Source organism: Paenibacillus sp. FSL R7-0331 (genome assembly GCF_000758645.1).
GTDB lineage: Bacteria > Bacillota > Bacilli > Paenibacillales > Paenibacillaceae > Paenibacillus_AQ > Paenibacillus_AQ camerounensis.
On sequence record NZ_CP009284.1, the window covers coordinates 2,206,565 to 2,221,285 of the forward strand.

Genomic DNA, 14,721 nt, shown 5'->3' on the forward strand with positions numbered 1-14,721 from the left:
CCCTGTGCTCCCCATAATACTGACTGGGGCACAGCGAGTGTCCCTGAAGCGATAACACTCAGGGGGTGAAATCCAGTGGCTAAAAAACCAAAGGTGCAGGACAACTATAAAACACCGAATGAAAAATACAATGCTGAGTTTGCTGTTGAAAACGACGGCGCAACGAAGCAGGGTACATTTGCTAAGCCGGTACAAAAACCGCAGCAGTAATGCTGTGAACGCTTAGTAATACCGATATGCTAAAAACTGGACTGTTCCGGTCTGCTCACACTATGGGCGCCGGGACAGTCCTTTTTCCGTTATATAGGATCTGCAGCCGCCGGGATGGTTATCCCTTATAATTCCAGGAGGCTCGGTCCAGAGACTGAGGCTGGATTCATTCTCACGGCGCTGTTCCCGCTCCCCTTAATGCTGTAGACTAGTGGTATAAGTTACGCATGAAGGCGAATATGACAGCATAAAGGGGAAATGTAGGATGAAAAGAAGGTTCACGAGCCAGATTCTTGGCGGACTGATCCTGATCGGGCTCGGCGGGATGTTCCTGCTGAGACAGATGGGATATACCGATTTCAGCATAGGCTCTCTGATTTCCGATTATTGGCCGCTCGTTCTGATCTGGATGGGGCTGCAGAATTTTCTGTCCACCAATGATAACGGGTCAAAAGGCTCTTCGGCCTTCTGGGGATTCTTTTTCCTGGCTCTCGGAGTGTATTTCCTGGGCCGGAATCTGGAATGGTTCGATGTTTCGCCCGGTGATTTCTTCAAGCTGCTCTTTCCGGTAATGCTTATCGGCGGAGGTCTGTATGTCATTTTCAGACCGCGCGGCCGGAATATTCCGCCTGTGCCACCGGCACCTTCCTCACCGCCGGACTTCTATCCGCCCGGGCCTGGAGCGAATGACCCGGTACCTGCACCGAAGCCGCTGGAATCAACACTCGACGAGCAGTTTGAGCAGAAATTCGGCAAGCCTGCCGGAGAGCGTGACTGGAACGGTTATTTATCCAAGGAAGATCAGGATGAGCATGACGCGGATCAGAGCCCGAAGGGGTATTTCCAGTCGGCCTCGGAGGGCCACTGGAAGGAGAACCGGGAGCGGCATGAGCAGCGGCGCCGGGAGCGCCAGCAGCGGCATGCCCGCAGACACGGTGAATGGCATGAGGAGTTTCATGAAGAGCACAATGATAAGGAAACGACCAACCGTTCGGCATTCATCGGAGATGTGCATATGGGTAAGGAGCATTTTCAGCTGAAGCACACGAATATTTCACAGTTCATCGGAGATACGGTGCTTGATCTGACCAATGCGCAGATTCCTTACGGCGAGACCAAGATTAACATTTCGGCGTTTGTCGGCGACATCAAGGTCTATATCCCTGACGATATGGACCTGGGTGTCTCGGTTAACAGCAGCTCCTTCATCGGAGACATGCAGGTGCTGGAGCAGACGCGCAGCGGTTTCATGAGCAGTGTGCAGTGCAAGACCCCGTATTATAAGGAAGCGGGTAAAAAAATCCGGATCAACGTCAGTGCTTTCATCGGTGACATCAAGGTTAAAACGGTGGGCTGACAATGGGGACAATCTTCAGCAATACCAAATGGCTGCTGCTGCTCTATTTCCTCCTCAGCGGCGGCGTTGCTGCCGGTCTGGTCTATACAGGGACATGCCTGGGCTATATAGAGGTTGTGGATTACCGGATGTGGCTGTATCTTATCCTCGGGATCGTGCTGTTCAACATCGTCGTCGGTTATATGGCCGGGCAGCGGATTCAGCGGCGGATTGATCATCTCGACCTAAATATGCTGCAGGTCGCCAAAGGCAATCTGTCCGTACGGATGCCGGAGAGTGATGACCAGTCCTTTGCCAGGGTGTATCATGAGTTCAATATGATGATGGATACCGTTGAGAATAAAATGCAGATTCTGCAGCGTCTCGGCGAACAGGAAGTGATTGAGAAGGAGAAGGCAGCGGAGAGTGCGGTATTGGAGGAACGGCGGCGGATGGCCCGTGATTTGCATGACACGGTAAGCCAGCAGCTGTTCGCGATCCATATGTCCGCTTCTTCGCTGCCTAAAGTGCTGGAACGCAATGAGCAGCAGGGAATAACGGTCATGCAGCAGCTCATCACGATGTCCCAGATGGCGCAAAAGCAGATGAGGGCGCTGATTGCCCAGCTGCGTCCGGTGGAGCTGGAGGGACGCAATCTGTTCGAGGCGCTGGAAAAATGGTTCCCCGACTATTGCCGCCAGAACGGGCTTAAAGGTGTCAAGGAGCTGGAGCTGCAAGGAGAGCTGTCGGAGGCAATTGAACACCAGCTGTTCCTCATTATCCAGGAGTCTATGGCTAACATTGTTAAGCATGCCGGAGCACGTGTGGTCAGCCTGTCACTGCGCGAGGCGCCCAGACAGGTCGTGCTGAGCATCAGTGATGACGGCCAGGGGTTTGAGCATGTGCAGCATAAGCAGGGTTCGTATGGACTTACCACAATGCGCGAGCGTGCGGAAAAGCTGGGCGGGCAGGTGGAGATTATCAGCCGCAAAGGAGCGGGGACGACAATCCGCGTACATATACCAAAGTTTGTACAAGGCAATCAGGAACAGGAGGAGCAGATATGAGTGTCATAAAGGTGCTGCTGGTGGATGATCATGACATGGTGCGGATGGGGCTCAAAACCTATCTTATGCTGGACCCGAAGTTTGAAGTTATCGGCGAAGCCGCCAACGGTGAAGAGGCGCTGAATACGCTGCGCGGCTGGGAACGGGAGAGTCTGCCGGATCTGGTGCTGATGGATCTGATGATGCCGGTGATGAACGGAGCCGAGACCACCCGGGCTGTGCTGGCTGAATTTCCGGGTCTGAAGATCGTTATTCTTACCAGCTTCCTGGAGGATGATCTGGTAGTAGACGCCATTGAAGCCGGAGCCGTCAGCTATGTGCTTAAGACGGTCTCTGCCGAAGAACTGATCTATGCACTGCAGGGTGCATACCGCGGTATGCCGGTTATGACTGGTGATGTCTCGCAGGCGTTAACCCGCGGCATCCGCCAGCGGACCGTTCAAGGAGACTCCTCAGGCCTGACCGAACGCGAGAAGGAAGTCCTGCTTCTTATAGCCGAGGGCAAAACGAATAAGGATATCGGTGAGGAGCTGCACATCAGCATCAAGACGGTCAAGACGCATGTCAGCAACCTGCTGATGAAATGTGAGCTGGACGACCGAACCCAGCTGGCCATTTACGCACACCGCAAGGGATGGGCGCAGGGTTAGCATGCGAGGTTAATCATCATATAAATATCCAATTAGGTCCCGCTGCATTCATGCACCGGGATTTTTTTTGCCGCTGCAGCCCAAATTCCTTCATCTTTTATCTCTGGTTAAATTGTTTTTAATGTAGAGTTAAGGTTTAAAGTACAAAATAAGAACAAGAAGAAAACACAATACTCCTTGTCAGACAGACAAGGCACGGGAGGAAAGCAACCATGGAAAACAACAAAAACAATTTTAATCGAGATAACGAACCGACACCGAACCGGGAATGGGATCATTCAAATACTTCTAATCAGAACTCCGGCAACGACAGTGCAGCTAACCGCAGTCAATCCGAATCCGAATCCGGCTCTTCATACTACTATTCTTACGGACCTTTCAAATCTATCAATAACGATGAAGCCAATCAGGAGAACGGACAGCACTATAACCGGCGTGAGCCTGAACGTGTAGAGGTTACAACTCCGCAGCCGGTCAAGCAGCTTCCTTACAGCACATCGCTCCGTACAGGCGGATATGACGGTAACGGCGGACGGGGCAATGGCGGCGGGAATGGTTCGGACGGCGGAAACGGCTGGCAGTATAACCACAAGCCTAAGAAGCCTGTTAAAGCAGTACTGGTCTCCTTTCTGGCCGGAATGGTTGTATTATCCGGTTCGATGTTTATGGCAGACCGGGGCAACTGGTTCACGGGTGACCAGGCAACTACAGCCTCTGTGGCAAGTACAACGGCTAAATCGGCTGTCGGCAGTGCAGGTGTGACCCCTTCCACTTCCACAACTTCACTGCTAACCGGTACTAGAGATGTTTCCAATGTTGTAGATACGGTAGGACCGGCTGTAGTGAAGATTGAAACGCTGGTGAAGAGCTCCAGCAGAAGCTCATCTAATCCGAATATGAGCGATCCGTTCTCGCAATTCTTCTTCGGTGACCAGTTCGGAGGAAGCGGTTCTTCCGGAACAGACCAGAATTCACAGTCACAGTCCGAGAATAACTCGGATTCCCAGCTGACTCCTTACGGTATCGGAACGGGCTTCATCTACGAGTCTTCCGGCTATATTTTAACGAATCAGCACGTTATTGAGGGAGCAGATGTCATCCAGGTTACTGTTGACGGAACCACCAAGCCTTATGAAGCTAAGCTGCTGGGCTCCAGCAAGGATCTGGATCTAGCGGTTCTAAAAATTGAAGGTGCAGATTTCCCTACAGTAGCGCTTGGCGATTCTGACAGTCTCAAGGTCGGCTCCGAGGTTGTTGCCATTGGTAACCCGCAGGGCTTTGACCATACGGTCACTGCCGGTGTGCTGAGTGCGAAAGGACGCAGCATTGATATTAATGAAGAAGACGGCAGCGGTACGCGCAACTACAAAAACCTGCTGCAGACCGACGCGTCGATTAATCCCGGGAACTCCGGCGGACCGCTGCTTAACCTGAACGGTGAAGTAATCGGGATGAACGTGGCCGTAAGCACAGAGTCACAGGGTATCGGTTTTGCAATTGCAGTCAACACCATTAAAGAGGTTGTAGACAAGCTGGAGGCCAATCAGGAAATTCCGAAAGAGCCGGTTCCGTTCATCGGCGCATCGCTTATGACCATTACAGATCAGGTGGCACAGCAGATGGGCACTGACATTACTGAAGGATCAGTAGTAGCGGAGATTGTATTCAAATCGCCTGCCTACACTGCAGATCTGCGCCCTTACGATATCATTACAGGTGTGAACGGTACGAAGTATGCGACCAGCCAGGAGCTGATTACCTATATTCAATCCCTGAAGGTTGGTGACCAGGTCACTCTGAATGTGGTCCGCGACGGCAAAACACTGGAGCTTCCGGTTACAATCGGCAACAAAAATGATTTTGATACCACCAAAACCCAAACTCAGGAGCAGTAAACACACCGGACGGTACGGCACGCGGAAGGGGCGACCCTTCCGTTTGTGCTGCTGCTGGACGTGAATCCGTACATTCATGCTACAATAGAGATATAAAGAATTGGACAATGGGGGCTGCTTGATGCGACCGAATATATTAATTATTGATGATGATGAAAAGATTACCTCCATGCTGCGGCGCGGCCTTGCCTTTGAAGGCTATGACGTGAAAACCGCATCCAACGGGGCAGACGGGCTGCGTGCGGTCCTGAACAGTGACCCGGATGTGGTTGTTCTGGATGTAATGATGCCTCAGGTGGACGGCTTCGAGGTATGCCGGCGCCTGCGTGAGGGAGGCAGTAATGTTCCTGTACTGATGCTGACCGCGAAGGATGAGATTGAACACCGTGTAAAGGGGCTCGACCTGGGAGCAGATGATTATCTGGTTAAGCCTTTTGCGCTGGAAGAGCTGCTGGCCCGTGTGCGGGCGCTGCTCCGCCGCAAGAGCGAGCAGAACGGAACACCGGATCAGACAGTAAGCTATGAAGATATTACACTTGATGTGGATTCACGTGAGGTAACCCGTGCCGGTAAGCGTCTGGAGCTGACTGCGAAGGAATTTGAGCTGCTCCATCTGTTCATGCAGAATCCGAAGCGGGTGCTGTCCCGTGATCTGATTATGGACAAAATCTGGGGTTATGATTACAGCGGCGAATCCAATGTGCTCGAAGTATACATCGCTATGCTGCGCCAGAAGACGGAGGAGCATGGAGGTAAGCGGTTAATTCAGACAATCCGGGGAGCCGGTTATATTTTAAGAGGTGACAATTAACATGTCTATCAAATTGCGGCTGACAGCCTGGTATTCAGGAATTTTGGCCGTTATGCTGCTGGCCTTATCAGCCGCAATTTACGGTTTTGTCTATTTTAATACGTTTGGGGATTTGAAGGACCGGCTTAGAGAACAGGCATCAAAGGTTCAGCCCAAGTCAGTCTGGAATTATAATAACGGCACACTGGATTTAGTACTTGGCGGTCCTGCGGGGCAGAGCTTATTCGCTCAAGTGTACATTTATGATCTGCAGAAAATGATTCCCAGCCCTAATATGACTGATATTGATCTGGAATTTAAAATCCCCTCAAAGGAAGATCTGGGCAAACAGCAGGGGTTTCTGCAGGCTTCGTATGGCGGCGATCCTTTTCTTATTTATCAGCTTGCTGCTGAGATCAATGTTAACAATACGGCTATGCCGGGTGTGCTGCAAGTAGCAGTGTATACAGGCGAACAGGTCACGATGCTGAACCGGCTCAAGAATATTCTGCTTGTCGGCTCATTTGCCACGCTGATTGCCGCCTTTACCTTCGGGCTTTTCCTTGCGCGCAAATCAATGAGTCCAATCGGTATGGTCATTGAGGCGGCCAACGGGATTCAGACCGGCAATGATCTTAGCTCCCGTATTGAATACAATGGTCCTCCTGACGAAATCGGGCGGCTGATTGAGACGGTCAACAGTATGCTGGGGCGTATGGAAGGGTTTTACAGGGATCTTGAGGATTCCTATGCCACCCAGCGCAGGTTCGTATCGGATGCTTCACATGAATTGCGGACACCGCTTACAACGATTCGCGGCAATATCGACCTGCTGCAGAAGGTCTGGGAGATGGAGCCGGATCAGAGCCGGATGAGCGAAGCGGAGATCCGCCAGCTGTCCATTGAATCGGTTAAGGATATTGCCGATGAGTCGAAGCGGATGAGCCGGCTGATAGGCGATATGCTCTCACTTGCACGGGCGGACACCGGGCGTACTTTTGACAAGGAACCGGTTGCACTGGAGCCGCTTATGACGGAGGTAGCGCGCAGAGCCTCATTTTTGCCGCGGCAGTCTGAGTGGTCGATCGGTGACTTAAGCCAGATGAACGGCAAATATATCGTCGGCAACAAGGATTATCTGCAGCAGATGCTCTTTATTTTTATCGACAATGCGTTTAAGTACACACCGTCCGGTGAGGTCAGCATGGATGCGGTGTTCTATCACAACCAGGTTGGAATCCGGATCAAGGATACCGGTATTGGTATGGATAAGGACGAGGTGCCGCATATTTTTGACCGGTTCTACCGGGCTGATGAATCACGCGGAATGACAGAGGGAATCGGCCTTGGCCTGTCAATTGCCAAATGGATTATCGATGAGCATGGAGGGTCCGTTGAGGTTGTTACCCGTCAGGGTGAGGGGACAACCTTTATCATCTGGCTGCCGCTTCTCTTTGCTCCGCCGCTGGAATAGGGTATAATAGACAGGTCCTATTACAGCCGTCATTGACAGCAGAAAGCCGGTGAACATATATGGAAGTCATCAAAATTTCTCCCCGGGGCTATTGCTATGGTGTCGTAGATGCCATGGTAATGGCGCGGCAGGCCGCCCAGAATCTCGATCTGCCCCGGCCGATTTATATACTTGGCATGATTGTACATAACAGTCATGTTACGAATTCCTTTGAGGACGATGGGATTATTACGCTGGACGGCCATAACCGTCTGGATATTCTTGATAAGGTAGACAGCGGCACCGTTATCTTTACCGCACACGGGGTTTCGCCAGAAGTCCGCAAGCTGGCCCGCGCCAAGGGGCTGACTACGGTCGATGCTACTTGCCCGGATGTGACGAAGACGCATGACCTGATTAAAGAGAAGGTAGAGGAAGGCTGCGAGATTATTTATATCGGAAAAAAAGGCCATCCGGAGCCTGAAGGCGCCGTCGGCATTGCGCCGGAGCATGTCCATCTGATCGAGAAGGAAGAGGAAATCGCCAGCCTGAATGTGCCGCCTGGCCGGATCGTGATTACGAACCAGACCACGATGAGCCAATGGGATATCAAGCACATTATGAAAAAGCTGCTTGAAACCTATCCCGGCGCGGAAGTCCATAATGAGATCTGTATGGCTACACAGGTGCGTCAGGAAGCAGTGGCTGAGCAGGCCGGGCTATGTGACCTTGTGATCGTCGTCGGAGATCCGCGCAGCAATAACTCTAACCGGCTGGCACAGGTGTCGGAAGAGATCGCCGGTACGCCAGCCCACCGTATTGCAGATGTATCCGAGCTGAATATCGAATGGCTGCAGGGGGTTAACAAGGTAGGTGTAACTTCAGGCGCTTCCACGCCAACACCGATTACCAAAGAGCTCATTAACTATCTGGAGCAGTACGATCCGGCAAAGCCTGAGACCTGGGAAATCAAACGTACTGTGAATATGGCGAAGCTGCTGCCGCCGGTCAAGAACAAAACAACCAGCGCTACCTGATTCAACAGTTTCGGTTCTGAACTTATCCGTTCGCTATTTCACATGCGTATAGCTGCATCCGTCTCCCTGTTTGGGGGACGGGTGCTTTTTATTTACCAAAAATGTTTAGCTATAAGTACATGAATGAATATGGTTAAAATTACCGCGTTAGTAATAAATGGAACAATGGGCGGTTTTAGCCTGAAAATTAGTTGACGTAAGGTGCAATATGAGCTAAAATTACTTTAGCGCTTAAAAGCACACACGCGTCGTAGCGAAATAGTGTTTTGTATCAGAGTGAAATCCGTCAATCATAATATCCTAAAAGGGGAGCTATAATATGATCGTTATTACGTCTAATCAGGCACCGCAGGAGCAGGTAAATGATATTATTGCCGTTATTGAAAAGCAAGGGCTGCAGGTTCACCTGTCCCGCGGCGCAGACCATACAGTAATCGGGCTGATCGGCGGTGTTACACCGAGTCTTGCCGAGCACTTGCGCCAGATGAAGGGCGTGCAGAATGTGGTGAAAATCACCAAATCCTATAAGCTGGCCAGCCGCGACTTCCATCCGGAGGATACGATAATTGATATCCGCGGGGTTAAGATCGGCGGCGAGAATCTCGTTGTCATGGGCGGTCCGTGTGCAGTAGAGTCACCTGAACAGATCGATGAGATCGCCCGGCTTGTTAAGGCCTCCGGAGGGCAGGTACTGCGCGGCGGCGCATTTAAGCCGCGGACCGGTCCATACAGCTTCCAGGGCGTTGGCGTTGAAGGCCTGACTATGATGGCAGAAGCCGGTAAGAAGCATGGCCTGCTGACTATCACTGAGGTCATGACTCCGGAGTACGTGGATATTTGTGCGGAGCATGCAGATATTCTGCAGGTAGGCACACGCAATATGCAGAATTTTGATCTGCTGCGCAAGCTCGGAACCTGCGGCCGCCCGGTGCTGCTCAAACGCGGCTTCAGCGCGACCTACGATGAGCTTCTGAACGCGGCTGAATACATTCTGGCCGGAGGCAACCGTGATGTCATGCTGTGCGAGCGCGGTATCCGTACCTTCGAAACTTATACCCGTAATACGCTTGACCTGTCGGCAATTCCTGTGCTTCAGAGCCTGAGCCACCTGCCTGTTATTTCCGACCCGAGCCACGGAACCGGCCGCCGCGAGCTGGTTGAGCCGATGGCAAAGGCATCCGTTGCTGCCGGAGCTAACGGTCTGATTATCGAAATGCATACAGATCCTGACAATTCAATGACAGGTGACGGGGTTCAGTCCCTGTTCCCGGATCAGTTTGATAAGCTGCTTAGAGATCTGGAGAAGCTCGCTCCGCTTGTAGGACGCAAGTTCTCTGAGCAGCTTGAAGCTGCACCGATTGCCTGATTAATCTGAGAAAACCTGCCATAGGCATGGCCGTCTTACCCGCTTCCGGGCGGGCAGGACGGCTGTTTTGCATTCAGCGGGCCACCCTATGATGCTGATTTAGACAAGGTAAGGGATATTCACGAAAGCGTCAGAATATCTTACATTGTTATTAAAAATACCTGACATAAGCATTGACGATGTAAGGTATCGGTTTTATAATGACGACAGTTAAAAAAATAAAAACAAGAACATTTGATACTGAGAGCGGGTTAATGTTCGGAACTTGGGGAGGAATTATTCATGTCGGTTGAAAAAGTGTTGCAGACGATCAAGGAAAACAATATCGAGTGGGTGGATTTTCGCTTTGTAGATTTGGGTGGGCGTGCTCATCATATCTCATTGCCGGCATCCGCAGTTGAGGAAGAAACATTTGTAAATGGTGTAGCTTTTGATGGTTCTTCCATCAAGGGGTTCCGCGGTATTGAAGAATCGGACATGGTTATGATGCCTGATCCTAGCACTGTATACATTGATCCTTTTACAGCTCACCCGACGCTGAATATCATGTGTGACATCTTCACTCCTGATGGCGAACGTTACGAGCGCGACCCGCGTGGTATCGCAGTAAAAGCTGAAGAGTTCCTGCAGGCAAGCGGTGTAGGTACAGCAGCATTCTTCGCACCTGAGTCTGAATTCTTTATCTTTGATGATGTCCGTTACGAGACAACCATGAACAGCTCTTCCTTCTCCGTAGATTCCGAAGAAGCAGCATGGAACACAAACCGCAAAGAAGAAGGCGGTAACCTTGGATTCAAAGTCGGCGTTAAAGGCGGATATGTTCCGGTAGCGCCAGTGGATTCCCAACAGGATATCCGCAGCGAAATGTGCCGTCTGCTTGCTGAAGCCGGCCTGGAAATTGAACGTCACCATCACGAAGTGGCGACTGCGGGACAAGCGGAGATCAACTTCCGTTTCGATACCCTGAAGAAAACAGCTGACAATCTCCTGACTTACAAATATATTGTGCAGAACACTGCACGCCAGTACGGCAAGGTTGCGACCTTCATGCCAAAACCGCTGTTCGGCGATAACGGAAGCGGCATGCACGTTCACCAGTCGATCTTCAACGGAAGCGAGCCTTTGTTCTACGAAAAAGGCGCTTATGCCAACCTGAGTGAAATGGCGCTGCACTACATCGGCGGTATCCTGTATCATGCTCCGGCACTGATCGCGCTGACTAACCCAAGCACCAACTCGTTCAAACGTCTGGTTCCTGGCTACGAAGCACCGGTTAACCTGGTTTACTCCAAGGGTAACCGTTCCGCTGCTGTCCGTATCCCGGTAGCTGCTGTAACACCTAAGGGCTGTCGTATTGAATTCCGTACACCAGACTCCACTGCTAACCCATACCTGGCATTCTCCGCAATGCTGATGGCTGGTCTGGACGGAATCAAGAAGAAGATCAACCCTGAAGAAATGGGTTACGGCCCGCTTGATAAGAACATCTACGAATTGTCCGATGCTGATAAAGAGAAAATCCGCAGCGTTCCAGGCAGCCTGAACGAAGCGCTTGACGCTCTGGAAGCTGACTACGAATTCCTTACAGAAGGCGGCGTATTCACTAAAGACTTCATTGATAACTATATCGCTCTGAAGCGTGGTGAAGCACAAGAGGTTGCCATTCGCGTTCATCCGCATGAATATGCCCTGTACTTCGACGTATAGGATTCGTTAAATAATAGCTGTGCGTTATCCAGAAGCCCCCGGAACTCTCCCGGGGGCTTCTTTGTATGTTATTATCGTTCAAGACTAACGAAAATTTTCGTAAATGCAACGAGAGTATCAGATTATTATTTCTATATATAGAAATGAATGCGATTACTAATATTAAGCAGTATTAATTAATAGTATAGGTAGACCAGATACATAGCGGAATAAGTATGATTTTTAAGGGTGAATAAGCACAGCGAAAATATATTTTCGTAGATGTAAGGTTATTTATACATTTATATATTGTGTAGTTATGCATCAAAAACATGATTATGACGCTGTTTAGACAGATTTGGATACTTGTTCTGCATAGGTATGGATGGAGCTCCAGAAACCTCTTTACAAGATTTGCCGACGGTGCAATAATAAAAGCGAAATCGGTTTCGTAAATAAGGGTTGGAAGGATGAATACATTGACACATACAAAGCAATCAAACTGGCAGTTTACCGGACCTAACGGAGAGTTCAGTCTTAAGCAGCCTGACCGGAGCAGCTTTCTGTATTTCCCCCTGGTCAATGAAGGCGGAATGATGTCTTCCGTTACACCGCAGCTACACGGTCAGGTGACTTCCGGGCATAATACATTCCTTACACCGCCGCTGTCTGTTGAGGACCTGCATAATTCACGGGCATCGCGTAATTTCTGGGTCTACATAGACGGTAAAGGGGCATGGTCGGCAGCCGGTAATTCGGCCCGGCAGCATGCGCAATATTATTCTGAAGGTGCAGATGAATCTTTGCTGGAAGCCGGGCTGCTGTGGCACAAGATCACCAGGGAAAATAAGCAGCTCGGTATCAAAGCGGAAATAACCAGCTTTGTTCCTGCCGGAAGTGACAAGGCCGAACTGATGAAGGTTATTCTCACGAATACGGGGGAAGAAGAGATTGTGGTTACTCCAACAGCGGCTATACCGCTGTATGCCCGTTCTGCAGACGATTTGCGTGACCACCGGCATGTTACTTCTTTGCTCAACCGGATTTATACTTCGCTCTATGGTGTCGAGGTTCAACCGGCTCTTTCCTTTGATGAGCGGGGACACCGGATTAACTATACCTCTTACGGAGTGTTTGGTGCTGAGGAAGAGGGCACACAGCCGGCTGGATTCTTCCCGGTGCAGGAGGAGTTCGTCGGTGAAGGCGGGAGCCTGGACTGGCCGGAAGCTGTTGTGCTGAACGCTGAGCCGCAGGCCGGCTGCGTCGGGGAGGCTCAAAGACAGGGGTATGAAGCTTTGGGCGGGATCAGGTTCGCCACAGCTGCGCTGAAGTCCGGACAGAGCCGTTCCTATGTAGTCGTTATGGCAATTGCGGAGGAACGGATTGATATTGCTGCACTGATGTCTAAGTACGGCTCAGCGGCAGCATTTGATGCTCATCTGGACATTAACAAGCAGTACTGGACAGATAAAGTGAATACGGTATCCTTCCATACCGGAGATAACGATAGGGATCAGTGGATGAAATGGGTTACTTTGCAGCCGGTCCTGCGCAGGCTGTATGGGAACTCGTTCCTGCCTTATCATGACTATGGCCGCGGAGGCCGCGGCTGGCGCGATTTATGGCAGGATTGTTTGGCCCTGATGATCATGGAGCCGGAGGATGTACGCAGCCTGCTGTTCAATAATTATGCGGGAGTCAGAATCGACGGAAGCAATGCAACGATTATCGGGCAGCAGCCCGGGGAGTTCATCGCCGACCGCAATAACATTCCGCGGGTATGGATGGACCACGGAGCCTGGCCGTTCATGACCACGCTGCTGTATCTGAACCAGAGCGGTGATCTGGATTTCCTGCTGGAGGAACAGACTTATTTCCGTGATTCCTTCATGAGCCGCTGCCGTGAACGTGACAGCTCCTGGGAGCCCGCTGCCGGCAGCAGTCTGCTGGCGGATAACGGTAAGATCTATAAGGGGACAATTCTAGAGCATATTCTGCTGCAGAATCTGGTGCCGTTCTTTAATGTGGGCGGACACAACAATATTCTGCTGGAGGGAGCAGACTGGAATGACGGGCTGGATATGGCGGCCCAGCGGGGCGAGAGTGTCACCTTTACCGCTTTTTACGGAGATAACCTGTATGAGCTGTCTGGACTGCTGCGCACGCTTAAAGAGCGGAACGGAAGCGGCACGCTGGAGCTGGCGGAAGAATTAGTATTGCTGCTGGATTCCTTGGGCGATCCCGTTGATTACGCCTCTGTATCCGCTAAGCAGGAGCGGCTGAACCGCTATTATGCCGCTGCTCCGAACAGGGTAAGCGGTGTCAGGGCAGAGCTGGAGCTTGAACAGGTGGCCGACGATCTGGAACGTAAAGCAGAATGGATCTTTGGCCATTTGCGCAGCAACGAATGGGTGAGCAGCCAAGAAGGCGGCGGCTGGTTCAACGGCTATTACAATAATGACGGTGAACGGGTTGAAGGCGAGACTGCTGAAGGCATACGCATGACCCTTACGGGACAGGTATTTCCGCTGCTCGGCCATGCGGCATCTCCTGAGCAGATTCCGCAAATTATTACATCCGTGGAAAAGAATCTGCACGACGCAAAAATCGGTTACCGGCTGAACTCGGATTTCGGCGGCATTCAGCAGAATCTGGGCCGTGCCTTCGGCTTTGCTTTTGGCCATAAAGAAAACGGGGCGATGTTCAGTCATATGACCATAATGTACGGGAATGCACTTTATAAACGCGGATATGTACAGGAAGGATATAAGGTTCTTGATTCCCTGTACAGCCTGAGTGCGGATTTTGAGTCCAGCCGGATGTATCCGGGAATTCCTGAGTATATCAATGAACAAGGCAGAGGCATGTATACGTATCTGACGGGCTCGGCCAGCTGGCTGCTGCTGACGATGGTTACTGAGGTGTTCGGTATCAAAGGACGGCTGGGTGACCTGCTGCTGGAACCGAAGCTCGTAAAAGAACAGTTTGACTATGCCGGCAAAGCATCTATCAAGACTCTATTTGCCGGACTTGAGCTGGAGGTTGCCTACACGGCCGCAGGAAGCACGGAATACGGGGAGTACCAAATACACGGAGTAAGCCTGAACGGCGCTGTGGTGACGCTTCAGCGCGTCTCAGAGGGCGTGCTGATTCCGCGTACGGTCCTGAATGGCTTGCCGAAAGGGCAGGTTCATAAGCTTGAGGTCATTCTTAACTAGCTGAAAGGAAGGA

At 51.2% G+C, this 14,721-nt stretch carries 11 protein-coding genes; all 11 read left to right on the forward strand.

Annotation, left to right across the window (positions count from 1 at the left end; translation table 11 throughout):
* The first annotated feature begins 75 nt into the window (after positions 1-75).
* Positions 76-210, forward strand: coding sequence for a hypothetical protein (locus R70331_RS32295; RefSeq protein ID WP_269322296.1), 135 nt, complete (start codon positions 76-78; stop codon positions 208-210).
* A gap of 265 nt (positions 211-475) precedes the next feature.
* Positions 476-1,567: a cell wall-active antibiotics response protein LiaF gene (gene liaF / locus R70331_RS09045; RefSeq protein ID WP_042174742.1), complete on the forward strand. Its 1,092-nt coding sequence runs from the start codon at positions 476-478 to the stop codon at positions 1,565-1,567.
* A gap of 2 nt (positions 1,568-1,569) precedes the next feature.
* A complete protein-coding gene (locus R70331_RS09050) occupies positions 1,570-2,613 on the forward strand; it encodes a sensor histidine kinase (RefSeq protein ID WP_042174744.1) in 1,044 nt (347 codons plus the stop codon).
* Positions 2,610-3,263 carry a response regulator gene (locus R70331_RS09055; RefSeq protein WP_042174746.1) on the forward strand — a complete coding sequence of 218 codons (654 nt, stop codon included), beginning with the start codon at positions 2,610-2,612 and terminating at the stop codon, positions 3,261-3,263. The genes R70331_RS09050 and R70331_RS09055 overlap by 4 nt, the downstream gene beginning before the upstream one ends.
* Positions 3,264-3,475: 212 nt before the next feature.
* On the forward strand, positions 3,476-5,158 hold the full coding sequence (locus tag R70331_RS09060) for a S1C family serine protease (protein ID WP_042174748.1): 1,683 nt from the start codon (positions 3,476-3,478) through the stop codon (positions 5,156-5,158).
* Positions 5,159-5,279: 121 nt separating this feature from the next.
* Positions 5,280-5,969 (forward strand): response regulator transcription factor, encoded by a 690-nt coding sequence (locus R70331_RS09065; protein ID WP_042174750.1) that lies wholly within the window; start codon positions 5,280-5,282, stop codon positions 5,967-5,969.
* Between the two features lies 1 nt (position 5,970).
* A complete protein-coding gene (locus R70331_RS09070; protein ID WP_042174752.1) occupies positions 5,971-7,422 on the forward strand; it encodes a sensor histidine kinase in 1,452 nt (483 codons plus the stop codon).
* Between the two features lie 59 nt (positions 7,423-7,481).
* Positions 7,482-8,438 carry a 4-hydroxy-3-methylbut-2-enyl diphosphate reductase gene (locus tag R70331_RS09075; protein ID WP_042174753.1) on the forward strand — a complete coding sequence of 319 codons (957 nt, stop codon included), beginning with the start codon at positions 7,482-7,484 and terminating at the stop codon, positions 8,436-8,438.
* A 319-nt stretch (positions 8,439-8,757) separates the two neighbouring features.
* Positions 8,758-9,804, forward strand: coding sequence for a 3-deoxy-7-phosphoheptulonate synthase (gene aroF / locus R70331_RS09080; protein ID WP_042174755.1), 1,047 nt, complete (start codon positions 8,758-8,760; stop codon positions 9,802-9,804).
* Positions 9,805-10,086: 282 nt separating this feature from the next.
* Positions 10,087-11,511 (forward strand): type I glutamate--ammonia ligase, encoded by a 1,425-nt coding sequence (glnA, locus tag R70331_RS09085; protein ID WP_042174757.1) that lies wholly within the window; start codon positions 10,087-10,089, stop codon positions 11,509-11,511.
* Positions 11,512-11,969: 458 nt separating this feature from the next.
* Positions 11,970-14,708, forward strand: a complete 2,739-nt coding sequence (locus R70331_RS09090; protein WP_231576434.1) for a GH36-type glycosyl hydrolase domain-containing protein — start codon at positions 11,970-11,972, stop codon at positions 14,706-14,708.
* Positions 14,709-14,721: the final 13 nt, after the last annotated feature.

What these genes read in the sequence shown, in the direction of transcription:
- aroF (WP_042174755.1), top strand. Translation starts at nt 8,758, where the DNA reads ATGATCGTTATTACGTCTAATCAGGCACCGCAGGAGCAGGTAAATGAT.
- R70331_RS09050 (WP_042174744.1), top strand. Translation starts at nt 1,570, where the DNA reads ATGGGGACAATCTTCAGCAATACCAAATGGCTGCTGCTGCTCTATTTC.
- glnA (WP_042174757.1), top strand. Translation starts at nt 10,087, where the DNA reads ATGTCGGTTGAAAAAGTGTTGCAGACGATCAAGGAAAACAATATCGAG.
- R70331_RS09055 (WP_042174746.1), top strand. Translation starts at nt 2,610, where the DNA reads ATGAGTGTCATAAAGGTGCTGCTGGTGGATGATCATGACATGGTGCGG.
- R70331_RS09060 (WP_042174748.1), top strand. Translation starts at nt 3,476, where the DNA reads ATGGAAAACAACAAAAACAATTTTAATCGAGATAACGAACCGACACCG.
- R70331_RS09065 (WP_042174750.1), top strand. Translation starts at nt 5,280, where the DNA reads ATGCGACCGAATATATTAATTATTGATGATGATGAAAAGATTACCTCC.
- liaF (WP_042174742.1), top strand. Translation starts at nt 476, where the DNA reads ATGAAAAGAAGGTTCACGAGCCAGATTCTTGGCGGACTGATCCTGATC.
- R70331_RS09075 (WP_042174753.1), top strand. Translation starts at nt 7,482, where the DNA reads ATGGAAGTCATCAAAATTTCTCCCCGGGGCTATTGCTATGGTGTCGTA.
- R70331_RS09070 (WP_042174752.1), top strand. Translation starts at nt 5,971, where the DNA reads ATGTCTATCAAATTGCGGCTGACAGCCTGGTATTCAGGAATTTTGGCC.